The sequence below is a fragment of the Rhodanobacteraceae bacterium genome (genome assembly GCA_024234055.1).
GTDB lineage: Bacteria > Pseudomonadota > Gammaproteobacteria > Xanthomonadales > SZUA-5 > JADKFD01.
In genome coordinates, this window is record JACKOW010000004.1 from 228101 (window position 1) to 245247 (window position 17147).

The 17147-nt window shown below is 63.9% G+C and carries 15 protein-coding genes; 5 read left to right on the forward strand and 10 right to left on the reverse strand.

Translation table 11 applies throughout. The features are described from left to right. Positions 1-47: 47 nt before the first annotated feature. The 5 genes from gspK to gspG are packed head-to-tail and all read right to left on the reverse strand — an operon-like array spanning position 48 to position 2897. Positions 48-980 carry a type II secretion system minor pseudopilin GspK gene (gene gspK, locus H7A19_10240; protein MCP5475202.1) on the reverse strand — a complete coding sequence of 311 codons (933 nt, stop codon included), beginning with the start codon at positions 978-980 and terminating at the stop codon, positions 48-50. Then, the gene (gspJ, locus tag H7A19_10245; GenBank protein MCP5475203.1) at positions 977-1585 is read right to left on the reverse strand and encodes a type II secretion system minor pseudopilin GspJ; all 609 of its coding nucleotides are present in this window, start codon (positions 1583-1585) and stop codon (positions 977-979) included. The genes gspK and gspJ overlap by 4 nt, the downstream gene beginning before the upstream one ends. Further along, entirely contained in the window at positions 1582-1965 is a 384-nt protein-coding gene (gene gspI / locus H7A19_10250) for a type II secretion system minor pseudopilin GspI (GenBank protein MCP5475204.1), read from the reverse strand. The genes gspJ and gspI overlap by 4 nt, the downstream gene beginning before the upstream one ends. After that, on the reverse strand, positions 1962-2453 hold the full coding sequence (locus H7A19_10255; GenBank protein MCP5475205.1) for a prepilin-type N-terminal cleavage/methylation domain-containing protein: 492 nt from the start codon (positions 2451-2453) through the stop codon (positions 1962-1964). The genes gspI and H7A19_10255 overlap by 4 nt, the downstream gene beginning before the upstream one ends. Then, positions 2454-2897, reverse strand: coding sequence for a type II secretion system major pseudopilin GspG (gene gspG, locus H7A19_10260; protein MCP5475206.1), 444 nt, complete (start codon positions 2895-2897; stop codon positions 2454-2456). A 103-nt stretch (positions 2898-3000) separates the two neighbouring features. Here gspG and H7A19_10265 point away from each other — a divergent pair, with 103 nt between their 5' ends. Further along, a complete protein-coding gene (locus H7A19_10265; protein MCP5475207.1) occupies positions 3001-4344 on the forward strand; it encodes an adenosylmethionine--8-amino-7-oxononanoate transaminase in 1344 nt (447 codons plus the stop codon). A 271-nt stretch (positions 4345-4615) separates the two neighbouring features. On the opposite strand, the gene H7A19_10270 is transcribed toward H7A19_10265, so the two are convergent. Beyond that, on the reverse strand, positions 4616-4825 hold the full coding sequence (locus tag H7A19_10270) for a cold-shock protein (protein MCP5475208.1): 210 nt from the start codon (positions 4823-4825) through the stop codon (positions 4616-4618). 220 nt (positions 4826-5045) lie between these two features. Next, positions 5046-6662, reverse strand: coding sequence for a diguanylate cyclase (locus H7A19_10275; GenBank protein MCP5475209.1), 1617 nt, complete (start codon positions 6660-6662; stop codon positions 5046-5048). A gap of 157 nt (positions 6663-6819) precedes the next feature. Here H7A19_10275 and H7A19_10280 point away from each other — a divergent pair, with 157 nt between their 5' ends. After that, on the forward strand, positions 6820-8907 hold the full coding sequence (locus H7A19_10280) for a molybdopterin-dependent oxidoreductase (protein MCP5475210.1): 2088 nt from the start codon (positions 6820-6822) through the stop codon (positions 8905-8907). 301 nt (positions 8908-9208) lie between these two features. On the opposite strand, the gene H7A19_10285 is transcribed toward H7A19_10280, so the two are convergent. Then, positions 9209-9646 (reverse strand): glycine zipper 2TM domain-containing protein, encoded by a 438-nt coding sequence (locus H7A19_10285; protein MCP5475211.1) that lies wholly within the window; start codon positions 9644-9646, stop codon positions 9209-9211. A 142-nt stretch (positions 9647-9788) separates the two neighbouring features. After that, a complete protein-coding gene (locus tag H7A19_10290; GenBank protein ID MCP5475212.1) occupies positions 9789-11105 on the reverse strand; it encodes a hypothetical protein in 1317 nt (438 codons plus the stop codon). Positions 11106-11226: 121 nt separating this feature from the next. Here H7A19_10290 and H7A19_10295 point away from each other — a divergent pair, with 121 nt between their 5' ends. Next, entirely contained in the window at positions 11227-13371 is a 2145-nt protein-coding gene (locus tag H7A19_10295; protein MCP5475213.1) for a winged helix-turn-helix domain-containing protein, read from the forward strand. Positions 13372-13507: 136 nt separating this feature from the next. Next, positions 13508-13921: an organic hydroperoxide resistance protein gene (locus H7A19_10300; GenBank protein MCP5475214.1), complete on the forward strand. Its 414-nt coding sequence runs from the start codon at positions 13508-13510 to the stop codon at positions 13919-13921. A 213-nt stretch (positions 13922-14134) separates the two neighbouring features. Here H7A19_10300 and H7A19_10305 read toward each other — a convergent pair whose 3' ends face one another. Next, a complete protein-coding gene (locus H7A19_10305) occupies positions 14135-15649 on the reverse strand; it encodes a fumarate hydratase (protein ID MCP5475215.1) in 1515 nt (504 codons plus the stop codon). A gap of 225 nt (positions 15650-15874) precedes the next feature. On the opposite strand from H7A19_10305, the gene H7A19_10310 reads away from it, so the two are divergent. Then, positions 15875-16537 carry a YceH family protein gene (locus H7A19_10310; GenBank protein MCP5475216.1) on the forward strand — a complete coding sequence of 221 codons (663 nt, stop codon included), beginning with the start codon at positions 15875-15877 and terminating at the stop codon, positions 16535-16537. Positions 16538-17147: the final 610 nt, after the last annotated feature.

Consider the following 17147-nt stretch of genomic DNA (forward strand, 5'->3'; position numbering starts at 1 on the left):
GATCAAACATGCGGTCAACTGAGGTTTCCAGGATCATGGCCCGCAGTCTACTCGAAAGCCGTTTGCGCACGCTGCAATACCCGACCTCCGCCGGCGTTGCGCTGCAGCAGGCTGTAGAAGCGGTACTGCCGGCCAACCAGTTCGACATCGGAGCGGGCCAGGAAATAGTTGCTGGAGACCTTGAAATCCTGCATTGCCGCAGGGTCGAGGATGATTCCGGCCTTGCCGAGTTCATCCACCACCTCGGTGACCGACCGGTACTGGGCCCGGCCGCCACGCCAGAGTCGCTTGGCCAGATCCTGGCTGATGCCATCGGCCAGACCCATGATCCCGACCACGCTCAGGGTGTTGATGTTCATCCCTGTTTCCGGCGGCAGTGCGCAGACCTCGGGCGCCAGCAGCTTGTAGGCCTCGCGGTCGATACCCTTGATGCGCAGTAGCTCGGATACATGCACGATGGGCCGGTTGGCGGCGCGATAAGGCGGATCGGCGCGCAGATAATCGAGATCTTCGGCTCCCTGCGGCGAAACCTGACTGTCGGCATCAATCCAGTCGATCACCGCGTCGGCCAGCCCGACATCGAGCTTGAGTGCCGCCAGCATGCGTTCGAAGCGGGCTCTGGCGACCGGATCGGGGCCATTGACCCGCACCAGCGTGTTCAGGTTGAAGCGCCCATCCAGATCCACCAGGGCACCTCCGACGCGACCACCCGGCACCGGCAGCGGCGGCAGCGTGCTGGCCCACTGGTCGTTGCGGGTGTCGATGCCATCGCCCAGATCCAGATCCCGCTTGAGCAGCACCAGCGCGAAATCCTCCATGCCCTGGGACAGCAGCTGGGCATCGAGCAGGCGGGCCTGCGACTCGCTGCGGGCAATATCGGCGCCGGTGGTGGTGAACAGCCGGGTCGCGATCATCGCAGCCAGTGCCACTACCAGCAGCGCCACGATCAGGGCCACACCGCGCTCTCTGCGGGGCTTCATCGCGGCTGCTCCGGGAGTTCGATCAGCCGCGAGATCTCGCCGCGGTCTTCCAGCACCAGCGTGACTTCCACTGCCCGCGGCAGGCGCTCGGGTGCGCTGATCCCGGTGCGCGGCGGCCATTGATCCAGGCGCTGACGGGCGCTCTGCACATAGCGCCAGGACAGGCGCTGCACGCCTTCGAGCAGCCGCCTGGAGCGCGCGCTCTCACGCGGGCTGCGGTCGAGTACGGCATCACGAGCCCGCCACAGCGCGCCATCAACCAGCGCGTAGCGCACGCGGGTGGCTTCCATGCGCACGCCGTCGCGGGCGCTGCCCAGGTCGAGCACCGTCCATTCGGCAGCCACGGCATTGCCGACCATGGCCGACTGCAGCTCGCCATAGGCACCACGAATGGGGCGCGGCAATGCCTGGCGCAGATCGCGTTCCAGATTCAGTACCGCCAGATCGATGGCGCGCTGGCGCTCGGAGGCCTGTTCCAGACCGGCACGACTGCGCAGCAACAGATCCAGACCCGAATAAGCCATGGCTGCCACCACGGCAAACACCGCCACAGCCACCAGCAACTCCAGCAGCGTGAATCCCGATTGTGAACGCGGGCTGGTCATTCGCGGCGGTCACGGCCGCTGGCGAATCCACTCAAGCGCACCCGGGGGCTGCGGGCGTCGATCGGTTCATCGCCATCGTAGACCTCGGCGTCCAGCCTGCGCATATCACCCTCGGGAGTGTCGCTGACGATCAGTCGCCAGCGCCAGATGCGATCGGCCATGCGACTCTGTCCTTCGCGGGTTCCCGGCAAGGGGAAGCCCTCGCTGATCCGGGTCTCGGCGATCAGATTGGCCGCCACCCAGCGGGCATAGCTGTCATCCCGGAGCAGATCGCGGGCGCGCGCCTGCTCGCCGACCGAACGCACCGAGGCCGCCAGCGCAATGGCCAGGATCGCCAGCGCCACCATCACTTCCAGCAGCGTGAAACCGCGCGATTTCATGGCGGCTGCCAGGCACTGAGCTGGCTGGCACCGCTCTTGTCCAGCGTCAGTCGCCAACCCTCGCGCACGCCCTCGACGCTGAGCAGCAGATCGTGATCCCCCAACTCTCCGGCCGGCGTACACAGCACCTGGGGATCTTCGGGCAGCGCCCGCGGCAAGGCCTCGGCGGATCCCAATTCACGCAAGCCCAGGCCCTGTACCAGAGTGTGTGCCTGCAAAGGGCCCTGATGCTTCACCGGTTGCCAACCTTGTGGCCCGAATTCGTAACCGGCGTACATCTGCGCGGCGTAACCGAAACCGGCGTAGCGCCCCTCGATCACGGCTTCATCGCAGAGCAAGCGCAAGACCTGCTGCATGCGCTGGGCCTCGTCTTCAATCTGCCGGTCACTGCCGGCGCCGCCGGCCGAGAGCATCAAGGCAGCCGAGAGGATGGCGATGATCGCCACCACCACGAGAATTTCCAGGAGGGTGAAGCCGCGTTGCCGCATTCACCAGTTTCCGATGTCGGCGTCTTCGCCCTCGCCGCCCACTTTTCCGTCGGCACCCAGCGAGTACACATCAAAATCGCCGTGTTGACCTGGACTCAGATACTGGTATGGACGGTTCCACGGGTCGTTCGGAAGCTTCTTGACATACAACTTCCAATTGGGCGCCGGCGGATTGCCACCTGGTCGAGTTTGCAGTGCTTCCAGGCCTTGCTGCGTCGTTGGGTAGACGAAGTTGTCGAGCTTGTACATTTCCAGCGCCGAGGTGAGCGCCTGCACATCGTTCTGCACTCTGGCAACCTTGGCCTTGTCGACATTTCCAACCAGGCTCAGCACCACCACCGTGGAGAGAATGGCAATGATCGCCACCACCACCATGATTTCGAGCAGCGTGAAGCCCGCTTGCGGCCTGGATCTGCGGGCGTAACGATGAATGCTGGGGGTCATGAGTTCTGCCTGCTGAGATTGAACGCCGCGCCGATCATATCCAAGGCGACGCCTGCCCGTGTGTGGCTATGCTGACGGACGACGCAACAAGGACAAATCAGGCATGAGTGGCAATGTCGATTGGATATCGCGCGACCTCAAGGTGCTGTGGCATCCGTGCACGCAGATGTCAGACCACGAATGGCTGCCACTGGTTCCCATCGTCAGCGGCTCTGGCTGCTGGCTGACCGATGCCGAGGGCAAGCGCTACTTTGACGCCATCTCCTCGTGGTGGGTGAATCTGTTCGGACACGCCCAGCCTCACATCAGCGAAGCGGTGGCCGAACAGGCCCAGCAACTGGAGCATGTGATCCTGGCCGGATTCACGCACGTACCGGCGATCACTCTGGCCGAACGCCTGCTGGCGCTGGCAGGGCCGCCGCTGAAAAAGGTGATCTATGCCGACTCCGGCTCATCGGCGATCGAAGTCGCGCTCAAGCTCAGTTTTCACTACTGGCGCAACAGCGGCCAGACCGCGCGCCAACGCTTTGTGGTGCTCGACGGCGCCTATCACGGCGAAACTTTGGGCGCGCTGTCGATGACCCAGGTGCCCCTTTACCGGGACACCTACGGCCCCTTGCTGCTGCAACCGCTGGTCACACCGGCGCCGGCCGCAGCCCAGGACGAAACCTCCGCCATGGCTGCAGCCGATGCGGCCGCCGATGCCCTGGACCAATTGCTGGCGCTGCACCAGGGCACGGTTTGCGCAGTGCTGGTCGAGCCGCTGGTGCAATGCGCGGCGGGGATGCGCATGCATCATCCGCAGTATCTGCGCCGCGTTCGCGAGATCTGCGATCGCCATCAGGTGCACTGGATTGCCGACGAGATTGCCGTAGGCTTCGGCCGCACCGGCAGCCTGTTTGCCCATCAGCAGGCCGCCGTGAAGCCCGATTTCCTGTGTCTGGCCAAGGGTCTGACCGGCGGCTATCTGCCGCTGTCGGCGGTGCTGACCAGCGATCAGGTCTATCAGGCCTTCTACGACGATTACGCCAATCTGCGGGCCTTCATGCACTCGCACAGCTACACCGGCAATGCGCTCGCCTGCGCGGCGGCCAATGCCACCCTGGATCTGCTAGAAGACCCGCAACTGCTGCCACGGATCGAAGCCCTGGGCGCCGGGCTGGAACAAGCGCTGGCGCCGCTGCAGGATCACCCGCGCGTCAGCGACCTGCGCCGGCGCGGTCTGATCTGCGCCTTCGATCTGGTGCAGGATCGCTCATCGCAGGCGCCATATCCCTGGCAGGAACGGCGAGGTCTGCGCGTCTATCAGCATGGATTGAAACAGGGCGCCTTGCTGCGGCCCCTGGGCAACACGGTGTATTTCATGCCGCCTTATGTCGCCACCGCGCAGGAGCTGCGCTGGCTCGCCGGCGTAGCCATGGAAGGCGTGGATCTGGCGACCCGGTAGCCGCACATCCTGCCGAGCAAGCTCGGCACTACAGGAGCCTCGTACACCATCGCTCTCGTAGAGCGTAGTTTGCTCCGCTGCTTCTGCTTGGCTTTGGCTTCTGCTTCGGCCATGGCGTACCAGGCAAAAGCCGCAGACCCTGCCGAGCAAGCTCGGCACTACAAAGGCCTCGTACACCGCAGCCCCGGCCCCATCAACACACCCCCATAAACGCAAAACCCACCGCTGCAGCCGCAGCGGTGGGTTTGAGGGTGTTGCGCAGACAGTGCGATCAGATCGCCTGCACTTCCTCGGCCTGGAAGCCCTTCTGGCCCTTGACGACCTTGAAGCTCACCTTCTGACCTTCCTTCAGGGTCTTGAAGCCGTTGCCCTGAATGGCGCGGAAGTGCACGAACACGTCCTCACCGCCCTCACGGCTGATGAACCCGAAGCCCTTGGCGTCGTTGAACCACTTGACGGTGCCGACCTGACGATCCGACATCTTTGCTATCTCCGAACTTGTCACTGAACTATGGCCTACCCAACACGGGTACACCTCGATACTGGTGTGCAGGGTAGCCGCAGCTTTTGCAGATGAAGCGGATCAACTGGATCAGCGCCGCATCAAGCAACCGAGGCGACGCCCTGGCATACACAGCACGATCATTGTAACGGAATCGTATGTACTGTCTATACCCTGAACGACCGTTCAGACACACGGGTCAACCCATTGCAGCCGCGGTTTCCACGCGATTGCGACCGCCCGCCTTCGCCTGATACATGGCGCGATCGGCCTGCCCCAGTGCATACACGGGATCCGCCGGGTCGAGTTCGGCAATGCCGATGCTCACGGTCAATCGGTGCTGGTCCTCGCCGACAAACACGGGCGTACTCGCGGTGCGCTCACGCAACCGTTCTGCCAGCAAACGCGCCTGAAACAGATCGCCACCCGGAACTATGGCCAGAAACTCCTCGCCGCCGTAGCGACCGAAGACGGCAGCTCCGGCGAGGGATTCGCGCAAGCACTGGGCGAAATGCACCAGACAACGATCACCGACAGCATGGCCATAGCGGTCATTGACGGCCTTGAAACTGTCCAAATCACAGATCAGCAGCCAGCCGCTGCGAGCTTCCGCCAGCTCGCGATCAAGCATGCGCCGGTTCGGCAATCCGGTCAGCGCATCCAATTCCGCCAGCGCCCGCGCCCGATCGCGTTCACGCTGCAGCGACAGTGCCCGGTCACCAAGCGCCACCGCCCAGCCTATGCCTTGCAGCAGGCAGGCAAACATCACCCATCGGTGTGGATTCTGCGCCTGAGCCAGTCCCAACAGCCCGCCCAGACTGAACCAGCCACCGACCAGAACCATCGGCGTCCACCCCAGCAGGAACAGCCGCGCAGTGCGCCCACCGAAGCGGGCCGTCGCCAGCAACAACACGGCACTCAGCAGGGCATTGGCGCCAAAGCAGAGATTGACGCCGTCGAAGGCCCATTGCGCCACCTGGAAGTCGGTACGGATGGTCGCCACGTCGACCACCGCGAACAGGATCCCGACCAGCGCGATCCACTGCATGGCGCGACTGCCGCGGGGATACAGCGCTCCCATGCCACTGGCAGCGCGCAACAGCGTGACCGATGCCAGCGCGGCCAAGGCCGAGACCAGCACGCCGAGAGCCGCAGTTTGTTCCGGAGCAAGGCCAGACGCTTGCGACAACCGGAAGCTGAGCGGGTGACGCAGCAGAATGGTCAGCAGCATCAGCACCAGAAAGGCGACGTACACCAGATATCCGGGCTCACGCAGGATCAGACTGAAGGCGAGACTGAGCACGATCAGCATCAACAGGGCTGATCCGAGCGCTACCTCGTAGGCTCCGACACTGCGCTCGCGCAGATAGTACTCATCGGTGGTTTCGACGCTCGGGATTGGCTGCACCCCGAGCACTGAGTCGATCGCTACGTAAAGCGCAGCCACCGTGCCGTCATCGATTGGCAAGGGCAAGGCAACGCCACGCACACCAGCCCGCGCTGGCGCCGGGGCTGCGCCCGGTTGCAGTTCATGCATCAGCGCACCGGTCGCGCTGAACAATCGCAAATGCTGGCCGCGATCGCGCTGCAGCACCAGATACTGCTGTTCAGGCAGCGCGTCGGAGCTGGATGGATCGAGACGATAGTACTGGCGCTGATCGCGACCGGCTTGATTGGGGTCGGTTGCCGGCAGCGCAGCAGCGACCTCGGCCGGGAGTTCGGCAACAGCCTGCAACGACCACGCGCGCGCCTCGGGGCCATTGATCAGCAAGCCCAGCAAGCACAGCCACAGGAACCCAACGGCCCGATGAAGCATTCGCGTCTGTCGGCGGTTTACAGCCGATGAGTCTATCCTGATGTGCCTCGGCTCCGCGAACCACCTTGCGCGGGAATCCCACCACCCTCACCTGCTCTTGTGCCGCCGCCCACTTGGCGTCATCGTCCAGGGAACCGGTCGACCGCTTTGGTGATGCATGAGCAGCTCCCATCAATTCCGCGCCTGCCCCTTGTGCGAGGCCATCTGCGGCCTGGATTTCACTGTCGAGGGGCAGCAGCTGACCGCCATTCGCGGCGACGGCGACGATCCCTTCAGCCGCGGCCATGTCTGTCCCAAGGGCAACGCCATTCTGGACCTGGAAGCCGACCGCGATCGCCTGAGACTGCCGCAGCGGCGCACGACCGATGGCTGGCAGACCTTGAGCTGGCAGGAGGCCTTCGACTACGCCGGTGAGCAGCTGGCTGCGGTGCAAGCACGCCATGGCCCGAGTTCGGTAGCGGCTTATCTGGGCAATCCCAACGTCCATCATTTCGGCCATATCGCCTACCTGCCGGCGCTGCTGCGGGCACTGAAGACGCGCAATGTCTATTCGGCGTCCTCGGTCGATCAGTGGCCGCATCAGCTGGTGTCCTGGGCCATGTACGGGCACCAGTTCCTGATTCCGATCGTCGATATCGACCACACTGACTACCTGCTGATGCTGGGCGCCAACCCGGTGGCTTCCAACGGCAGTCTGCTGACCGCACCGGGCATGCCGAAGCGACTGAAAGCCCTGACCGGGCGTGGAAAACTGGTGGTGGTCGACCCCAGACGTACGGAGACTGCGGAACTGGCCAGCGAGCATCTGGCGATACGCCCGGGTGGCGATGTCTGGCTGCTGCTGGCCCTGCTGCAGGAGCTGACCCGATTGGGGCCGGCGCGACTGCACGCCTATGGCGATCATCTGAAGGACTTCGATCATGCCTTGCAGGCCATTGCCGGCATGGATCTTTGCGAACTCCAGCCACGCACCGGAATCGACCACGAAACCGTGGCCAGAATCGCCGGCGAACTCTTTGCCGCGCCGCGCGCCGCCGTGTATGGGCGCATGGGCGTCTCGACCCAACGCTATGGCAGCCTGTGCCAGTGGCTGATCCAGTTGATCAACCTTTACACCGGCAACCTCGATCGCGTCGGCGGCGTGCTCCCCAATGACACCGCGTTCCCGGTCACCGGCCCGGGCACCTCCAAGGGCCATCGAGATCTCTGGCGCAGCCGGGTCAGGGGCTTGCCCGAATTTGCCGGCGAACTGCCGGTGTCGGCGCTCGCCGAAGAAATCCTGACGCCGGGCGAGGGACAGGTTCGCGCCTTGCTGACCAGTGCCGGCAATCCGGTGCTGTCCACGCCTGACGGCCGCGCACTCGATCGCGCCCTGGAATCGCTCGAGTTCATGGTCAGCATCGATATCTATGTGAATGAAACCACCCGCCACGCCAATCTGATCCTGCCGCCGACCTCCTTCCTCAGCCAGCATCATCTGGATCTGATCTTCAACGCCTTCGCCGTGCGCCGCATCGTGCGCTGGAACCAGCCGCTCTATCCGCAGCCAGAGGCAGAGCGTGCCGATTGGCAGATCGTCAACGGCCTGGGCGCTGCCTATGCCAAGGCGACCGGCAAGGACTGGCGCGCATTGCCGGCTCCGGAGCTGATGATCGAAGGCGGATTGCGCAAGGCGGGAATGGTCGATGTCGATTCGGTGCGCAGCGCCGAGCACGGCCTGGATCTGGGACCGCTCCAACCCAGTCTGCTACGCCGACTGGAGACCGACAGCGGCAAGATCGAGTGCGCACCGGATTTCCTGCTGGCGGATCTGCAGCGGCTTGCCGGAGACCTCGGCACGATGGCCGACGGCGCCCTGCAACTGATCGGCCGTCGCGACGCCCGCAGCAACAATTCCTGGATGCACAATGCGCCGCGTCTGATCAAGGGCAAGGCCAGGCATCAACTGTGGATGCATCCGCAGGATCTGGCCAGCCGCGGACTCAGCGACGGCCAGCGCGTGCGCGTGCGCTCACGAATCGGCCAGATCGACACCGAGGTGCTGGCGAGTGAGCAGTTGCAGCCGGGGGTGGCGTGTCTGCCGCATGGCTTCGGTCACGGGCGCAAGGATGTGGGCTGGAGTCTGGCTGCTGTCCTGCCCGGCGCCAGCTACAACGACCTCAGCGACCCGCTGGACCTGGACGTGCCCAGCGGCAATGCGGCGCTCAACGGTACGCCGGTGTGGGTGGAGGCGTTGACGGGCTGATCAGGGATACCCGAGAGACCCGGAGGGGGCAACAATCCTTGAATCGACCGCTGCAGGTCTAGACAAGTCTGGGCCAGCAGAAGCAGCGTCCGCCCTCACCAAAAATACGCTAACCAATTGATTTAAAAAACTAGAAGAAAAGAGACAAGGAACAGGGGGAGGTGTCCAGTCACAACGCAGGCTCTGACCGCGCCGCAGCGTGGGTCCCCTGCCCCCTGCCCCCGTTTGATGCGCGAACAAGCGCACGGCCCGGGGGCGACCGGTACTTTCCCGGAACATGAATGCCCTCGGGAACAGGCCCTTACAGCAATCGCAACTGCTGACCCACCAGCTCCACGCGATCGCCGTCGCGCAGATCATTCAGGTAAGGCTGTTCGACCACCAGTCGGCGACCGTCATCCATCTGCACGAAGATCTCGAAGCGCGGCGCCGAACGACTGTCCTTCTCGACTTGATTGCCGATCACGCCACCAGCCACGGCGCCGGCGATGGTCGCCGCCTTGCGGCCATCGCCCTTGCCTACCTGATTGCCCAGGGCACCGCCGATGATGGCGCCGAGTACGGCGCCGCCGCCGGTGGCCTCGCGCTCGCCATAGACCCGCTCGATCTTCTCTATCGTCCCGCAATTGGCGCAAGCGCCGGCATAGCCGCCGTCGTAGCGGTTGTAGTAGCCCGGCGAAGTCGCACAGGCACCCAGACTGATCGCTGCGATACAGATCAACATGAATCGAGTACGCATGGCATTGCTCCTGAGACGAAGACAAGGTGGGTAGACGGTGCCCTAACCAAGCTGAATCAAGCCCGACGTGACCATTCAGCCGGGAATTTCGTTCAGCTTCGGATTCGGCGTACGCCCGTACTCGGCAGGCTACGATTGCGCATCAGCGCGGTCGATAGGTGAACCAGGCCACGAATGCTCGCCCATCAGCGGTCTTGTCGATCAGGATACCCTCGCCATTGCGGGCATCACCCCCATACCACGTGCCCATGATCCAGCGCAGATCCAGGGCATTGGCAAAGCCCACGGCCAGGCAATCCTGAGTCAGTTCGTTCGGTGCCGCACGCTGCATCGGATAGCTGCCTTGCCCGAATCCGGCCGAGTTGCTGCCCGTGGAGTCCCAACTGAAGATCGCGGTCGTGCAACTGGTGAATTCGACCCGCATCGAGCCCCAACGCTTGATGGCGAGTTCGGCCGGGTCAAAGTCAGCACCGAAGGCAGGGCCGGTGGTGCTGATGATCGTGTCGATGTCTATGGTTCGATCCACAATGGGGCCATTGCCGCTGATCCAGTATTGGCTCCCGATCTGCGTCTGGTCGATCGTTTCCGCGGGCGTATTCAGCACGGTGATGAAGGTCGGACCGCTGACGGAACCGCTACCCAGCACGGCCAGGGTTCCCCGAGGCGCATAGCTCTGAGGGTCGTATTTGAACACCGAGCCGGCTTCGACCACGAGCAAGCTGCCGTCGGGGTGATAGGCCATGCCGGTCGGACGACCCAGGCCGCTGATCACCGCGCCGATGAAGGCGCCATTGCTGGCGTTGTAGCGCAGGACCTTGCCACTGCCTTCGCTGCTGACCAACAGCGTTTGTCCGCCCGGTTCGAAGAGGATGCCGCGGGCTTCATTCAGGCCACCCGCGCGGGCCGCGATGAAAGTGCTGGTCTGTCCGCTCACGGGGTCACGGCGCACCACGCTGTCGCTGTCGTATCCCGGCACGTAGAGAGCGCCATCGGGGCCAATGACCATGCCGTTGTCAGCGCCGTTGAGTCCGCCGGCCCGGGGCGCCACGGCATCACCCAATGACTGTCCGGTCGCCGAATAGCGGGCCACACCGTCATAGTTGTACCCGGCCACCCAGATTTCGCCGCCGTCGGTCAGAACCAGCCCGGTACCGCCAAAAGCCGGAGGCAGGTTCACGGCGATGGCTTCGAAGTCCAGCGTGCGGGCGTCGTATCGCAGCACCCGCCCGTTGCCCTCCGAAACCACATAGAGCTTGTCGTCGCTTCCGATGCGCGTGGCCTGGGCACCGGCAATCCGCTGCTGATTGTCGAGCACCCCGATGGAGGCGCCACTGCAGGCGTCGAAGATATGGACGTTGTTGCTGAAGTAGCCGCTGACCAGCAGGCGCGTGGGGCAGTTCGATTGTGCCAGGGCGGCGTTGGCGCTCAGGACTAGAAGCAGTATCCACGAGTGTCGCATTGTGCTCTCCTTGTGACGGGTCGGGGGTGTCTCCATCCTCAAGGTCCAGGTGGCTGCCGCCCTGATCTTTGCCTCCAGAATGTCTCCGTTTTTCCTGAGCACGCACAAGTCATTGAAATAAATGAATGTGAGCGACATCCCCAGCGATCCTTCGCAGCCCTTCAGAGTGGGCGAATGGAGCGTGTTTCCTGATCGCAACGAGATTCAACGCGCGGATCAGAACCTGCGGATACAGCCGCGGCTGATCCAGATTCTGCGCCTGCTCGCGCTCACGCCCGGCCGTACGGTCAGCCGCGAGAAGTTGCTGGATTCGGTCTGGTCGCGGCGCATGGTCAACGACGAGGTGCTCTCCCGCAGCATCGCCGACCTGCGTCAAGCACTGGGCGACGATGCCCGTCAGCCACGCTATCTGGAGACCATTCCCAAACTCGGCTATCGGCTGATCGCGGACGTCGAATGGCTGCCGGCCGAAAATCTGGCGCTGCCGATGCCAGCTACCGGCACAAGCGCTCTGCCGGAGCAAAAGCACAGCTCGAGCGCCAGCGCACCCATCGCCAGCCCGATGACCGGCAAGCGTCCACTCAGGCACGCCATCTACGCTCTGGCGCTGTTGCTCGCCGCCAGCGCCCTTCTGTGGACCTACCGTCATTCCCCAGCGAAGTCTGACCTTGGCCAGCGCCTGCAGCACGCGCAGCCCCTGAGCAGCGATCCTGGTTGGGAGCTGACACCGCGCTTTGCGCATTCGGGTGACTTGCTGGTCTACGCCGAGCTCGATCCCGAACGTGCTCACGCCAGCTTGCGCCTGCGCTCCAGGGACGGCCGAGTCAACCGGCTGCTGGGCGATGGTCAGCACTACGATCTGTGTCCGGTATTTGCACCGGACGACAAGCAGATTGCCTGGGTGCGCCGGAGCGAGCGCGGCTGCGAACTGCTGCGGGCGCCGGTACTGGGAGGCATTCCCACCGCAATCACCCAGTGTGCGGCGTCCGTGTTCAGCTGTCCGGATTGGCTGGGGGAATGGCTGGTCTACACCGCCGAACCCCTCGATGACGATTCGGGCGCCGGCCTGAGCCGGGTGAGGTTGCGCGATGGCACCGTCGAGAAGCTCACTCAGCCAATCGCAGTGCAGGGGAACGACACTCACCCACGCTTCGCTCCGGATGGTCGCATCGTGTTTTCGCGTGGTGTCGAGGGCGAGCGTCTGCTCTACCAGTGGAGCGCCGGCGAGGGCGAACGCAAGCTACCGTTTCCCCCGAGCATGGTCTACGGACAACTGTGGTTGCCCAACGGACACGTTCTGGCTGCCAGCGATGCACTCGGATTCCGAGCCCTGGTGGCAATAGACCCTGACCACGGCGGCAGCCAACTGCTGGGCGCGCGCGGCGCACGGCATCCGGATCTGGCTGCGGATGGCGCGCTGGTCTTCGAACAGGCCAGCTACGACGCCAATCTCTGGTGGATTGCTGCCGATGGCAGCGGCCTGCATCAGCTGACGCGCTCGCAGCGCTACGATGCCTATCCGCGGCTGTCGCCCGACGCCACGAAGGTGCTTTACCAGTCCAACCGGGATGGACCGGAGAGTCTGTATCTGCTTGATCTGCACAACGATCAGGAGCAGCGTTTGCCCCTGGATCCCACCATGCGCTGGGCCCAGCCGGCCTGGTCCAGAGACGGCACCCGCTTGCTGCTGACCCGTTATTCCGGCGGCGAAACCAGTCTGTGGTTGTACGTTCTGGGCAGCGAAGCTCCGACGGCCGTCGTCGGCCTGCCCGAGGGCGCCCATGATGCCCAGTTTGACCCGGATGGCGTGCATGCCTGGTTTCGCACCGGACCTGAACGATCGGGTCCCCTGCTGCGCTTTCCACTGGACCATCCTGCCAGCATCGAAGCCGGACCGGATGCAGTGGAGCACTATCAGGTCAGCACCGCGGGCTTGTTCCTGACGTCGCTGGACGATGCCCGTCTTCAGCATTGCCCCGACGGCCGAGGCAAGGACTGCACGGCGCTGCCGGTGGTGCTGGATCCACGACAGCGGCGCAACTGGAGCGTCGCGGCTGGCTCCGTGTACTACGTGTCGGCTCAAAGCGCCGTGCCCGATCAGGTCCAGCGCTATCGACTGGACACCGGCACAGTCGAGAACCTGCCCTGGCCTCGCCCGGGTGCGCTCAGCCGCGCCCTGGATGTCGATCCCGAAGGCGCCTTCGCGATCATCGCCCGCACCGACCGCATCGATGTCGATCTGATGTGGGTCAGTCCCGAGCCTTGACGATCGGCGGCAGCCGTCCGGAGCGACGCGCCGGGCTAGAATGGCCTGCCTCGATTCTACCGTGCCGTGCCCACCGTAACCGGGCCCTGGACCGTGCAGCTCAGGCCCATCTCTCTCCAGCCCAGGAACTCTACCCATGCAAGTGCTCTACACCGCAATCGCCAGTGCTACCGCAGGTCGTGACGGCAAGGTCTCCAGCAATGACGGCGCGCTCGATTTCGCGCTGTCAGTGCCCAAGGGCCTGGGCGGACCGGGCGGCAACGGCACCAACCCCGAACAGCTCTTTGCCTGCGGCTATTCCGCCTGCTTCGGAGGCGCACTGAAGATGGTCGCCGGCATGCAGAAGATCCAGACCGGCCCGGTCACGATCAGCGCCGAAGTCTCGATCGGCAAGGACGACAGCGGCTTCGGTCTGGCCGTGCGTCTGGTCGGGCACATGCCGCAGCTCAGCCAGGATCAGGCCATGGCCCTGATGCAGGCCGCTCACCAGGTCTGCCCCTATTCCAAGGCCACCCGCGGCAACATCAACGTCGAGTTGGCCGTCGCCTAGCCATCGCCGGCTCTCACCAAACATGTCGTAAACCATTGATTTAAATGATTACAAATAAGGAGCAAGGAGCAGGGGGCAGGGGTCCAACCTCGACGCATGATCTGACCGTGCTGCGGCGTGGGTCCCCTGCCCCCTGCCCCCTTGCCCCGTCTTTGACACACGAACAAGCTCGCGGCCCGAAGCGGCCAGCATTCCCGAACGGCGGAGTGCCTCCTACGCCACCACCACCGGAATCTTGCCGATCCGGGCCTGCCATTCGCGCGGGCCGGTCTGGTGGACCGAGCTACCGCGACTGTCGACGGCCACGGTGACCGGCATGTCCTCCACTTCGAACTCGTAGATGGCCTCCATCCCGAGTTCGGCGAAGGCCAGCACCTTCGATCCCTTGATCGCCTTGGACACCAGATAGGCGGCCCCGCCGACGGCCATCAGGTACACCGCCTGGTTGTCGCGAATGGCGTCAATCGCGGCCGGCCCGCGCTCGGCCTTGCCAACCATGCCCAGCAATCCGGTCTTTTCGAGCATCGTCCGGGTGAACTTGTCCATGCGCGTGGCGGTGGTCGGTCCGGCCGGTCCCACCACTTCGTCACGCACCGGATCGACCGGCCCGACGTAGTAGATGAATCGTCCCTTGAAATCGACCGGCAGACTCTCACCACGATTGATCATCTCGACCAGCCGCTTGTGGGCGGCGTCGCGTCCGGTCAGCAGCTTGCCCGAGAGCAACAGCACATCACCGGGTTTCCAGGCCACCACGTCGGCCGGCGTGACCGTATCGAGATTCACCCGCTTGCCCTTGCTGGTGTCGTAGGTCAGCTTTGGCCAGTCCTCCAGTGACGGCGGCTTGAGGCTCACCGGACCCGAGCCATCCAGCACGAAATGCGCATGACGGGTGGCGGCACAGTTGGGAATCATGGCGACCGGCAGATTCGCCGCATGGGTCGGGAAGTCCTTGACCTTGATGTCGAGCACGGTGGTCAGTCCACCCAGTCCCTGGGCACCGATACCGAGCGCATTGACCTTCTCGTACAGCTCCAGCCGCAGCTCCTCGGCGCGATTGGCCGGCCCGCGGGCGATCAGATCCTGGATATCGATGGGCTCCATCAGCGATTCCTTGGCCAGCAGCATGGCCTTTTCCGCGGTACCGCCGATGCCGATGCCGAGCATGCCCGGCGGACACCAGCCAGCGCCCATCGTCGGCACCGTCTTCAGCACCCAGTCGACCACCGAATCGGAAGGATTGAGCATGACGAACTTGCTCTTGGCTTCGGAGCCGCCGCCCTTGGCAGCCACGATCACATCGACGGTATTGCCGGACACCACGCTCATGTTGACCACCGCCGGCGTGTTGTCCCGGGTGTTGCTGCGCTTGCCGGCCGGATCGGCCAGCACCGAGGCGCGCAACTTGTTGTCAGGATGATTGTAGGCCTGGCGCACGCCTTCGTTGACCATCTCCTCGACCGACAGCTGCGCATCCCAGCGCACATCCATACCGATCTTCAGGAACACGGTGACGATGCCGGTGTCCTGGCAGATCGGCCGGTGACCCTCGGCGCACATGCGCGAATTGATCAGGATCTGGGCGATGGCGTCCTTGGCTGCGGGCGATTCCTCGCGCTCGTAGGCCTGCGCCAGATTCTTGATGTAGTCCACCGGATGGAAATAGCTGATGTACTGCAGCGCATCGGCTACGGATTGCACGAAATCGGATTGACGGATGGTGGTCATGGGCCCGGCATCGGTATGGACTGGTTCGAAGTCTACCCCGGCACTGTCCTGCGCGACGCATCGGAACCGCCAACCCCCGCAAACCTGAAACCCGTGCCCATTGCCTGCGCGGTGTAGTCCCTGCACAGTCTGAGGAAACTCGCTAGTCTGCGCAGCAATGTCGCGGGGCTCGTCTCGTTCGGGCCGCGCGCGCCCCGCAACGCATTGCAGAAGGCTACGCTGACCATGAGTGAAGACAGTACTGAGGCGACACTCAACCCCACGCTCACCGATGTCGAGGCGCGTGTGCTCGCTTGTCTCGTTGAAAAAGCTGCCACCACCCCCGAGCAATATCCTCTGACCGCCAATGCGGCCATGGTGGCGAGCAACCAGAAGACCTCGCGCGATCCGGTTATGGAGCTGGAACTGGGCGCCGTCGGCCACGCGCTGCGCACGCTGGAAGACAAGAAGCTGGTGCGCGTGCAGCACTCCTCGCGGGCCTACCGCTACGAACATCGATTCGAAGAGGTCTATACCCTGACCGGGCCACAGCGGGCGATCCTTTGTCTGCTCATGCTGCGTGGCCCGCAGACACCCGGCGAACTGCTGAGCCGCGGCGAGCGCCTGTTCAAATTCGTCGATCTGGATCAGGTCAAGGACACCCTGGATCGATTGACCCGACGACAGCCCGCTCTGGCCGTTCGCCTGGAGCGGCAAGCAGGTCAGCGCGAGGAGCGCTACATGCATTTGCTGTGCGGCGCCGAGCATGCCGACAAGGCCGCGCGCGACATGCCGCGCGGCAGCGATTCGGACAGCGCCTCGGGCGGGCTCAGCGAGCGGGTCAGCGCCCTGGAACAGCAGGTCGAGAAGCTGACCGCTGCGCTGCGCGACCTGGGTGCCGATATCTGAGCTGGTTCGGCACAGAGCGCTGCGCGCAACTGTCGATTCAAAGCTGCACCCAGGTGCCCGTCGCGTCTGCCGAGGCTGACTCAATCACCGCTGGCAAATCGTTTCTGCAGAAACGAGTTTATCAGCTCAAAGTGTTGTCATTTATTGTATCGCACCTTTCATCGCCTCTTCACCCATTGACTCTTGAATCGACGCTGAATACATTGCGTCGCCATCCGCCTCAGGTCTGAGTCGGGTTCGTCTTCAAGGGGATGCGTTAACCGCTGTCGCGGCTGCAGGGGTGCAGTCGGACCGAATATCGGAAACGCGGATTGGACAGAATGATTCAGAGCGTCGCCACCGACGTTTACGGGCGGATTTTGTCTGCATCGTGACTCGGCGGCGCCGCCCTTGTGCAATCGGGGTAGAGCGCTCATGAAGTCACCAACAAGCGCCCGTGGGGACACGCGGGGCATTGCCAAAGCCGACCGATGCTCATTGACGCTGTTGCCACCGCGATTGACAAGGTCGAAACAAGACATTTGTTTCATGCGAAACAGTATTTGGACGCAGCTTTCAATGGCGGCCAAAAGCACATCGAGGTCGAAACTCGGCACGGGGAAAATGCGGG

Bases quoted from the DNA above. Each gene is read 5' to 3' on its own strand.
- H7A19_10280 (MCP5475210.1), top strand. From the start codon at position 6,820: ATGAGCAGCTCCCATCAATTCCGCGCCTGCCCCTTGTGCGAGGCCATC.
- H7A19_10255 (MCP5475205.1), bottom strand. From the start codon at position 2,453: ATGCGGCAACGCGGCTTCACCCTCCTGGAAATTCTCGTGGTGGTGGCG.
- gspI (MCP5475204.1), bottom strand. From the start codon at position 1,965: ATGAAATCGCGCGGTTTCACGCTGCTGGAAGTGATGGTGGCGCTGGCG.
- gspJ (MCP5475203.1), bottom strand. From the start codon at position 1,585: ATGACCAGCCCGCGTTCACAATCGGGATTCACGCTGCTGGAGTTGCTG.
- H7A19_10305 (MCP5475215.1), bottom strand. From the start codon at position 15,649: ATGACCACCATCCGTCAATCCGATTTCGTGCAATCCGTAGCCGATGCG.
- H7A19_10265 (MCP5475207.1), top strand. From the start codon at position 3,001: ATGAGTGGCAATGTCGATTGGATATCGCGCGACCTCAAGGTGCTGTGG.
- H7A19_10295 (MCP5475213.1), top strand. From the start codon at position 11,227: ATGAATGTGAGCGACATCCCCAGCGATCCTTCGCAGCCCTTCAGAGTG.
- H7A19_10275 (MCP5475209.1), bottom strand. From the start codon at position 6,662: ATGCTTCATCGGGCCGTTGGGTTCCTGTGGCTGTGCTTGCTGGGCTTG.
- H7A19_10270 (MCP5475208.1), bottom strand. From the start codon at position 4,825: ATGTCGGATCGTCAGGTCGGCACCGTCAAGTGGTTCAACGACGCCAAG.
- gspG (MCP5475206.1), bottom strand. From the start codon at position 2,897: ATGACCCCCAGCATTCATCGTTACGCCCGCAGATCCAGGCCGCAAGCG.
- H7A19_10310 (MCP5475216.1), top strand. From the start codon at position 15,875: ATGAGTGAAGACAGTACTGAGGCGACACTCAACCCCACGCTCACCGAT.
- H7A19_10285 (MCP5475211.1), bottom strand. From the start codon at position 9,646: ATGCGTACTCGATTCATGTTGATCTGTATCGCAGCGATCAGTCTGGGT.
- gspK (MCP5475202.1), bottom strand. From the start codon at position 980: ATGAAGCCCCGCAGAGAGCGCGGTGTGGCCCTGATCGTGGCGCTGCTG.
- H7A19_10290 (MCP5475212.1), bottom strand. From the start codon at position 11,105: ATGCGACACTCGTGGATACTGCTTCTAGTCCTGAGCGCCAACGCCGCC.
- H7A19_10300 (MCP5475214.1), top strand. From the start codon at position 13,508: ATGCAAGTGCTCTACACCGCAATCGCCAGTGCTACCGCAGGTCGTGAC.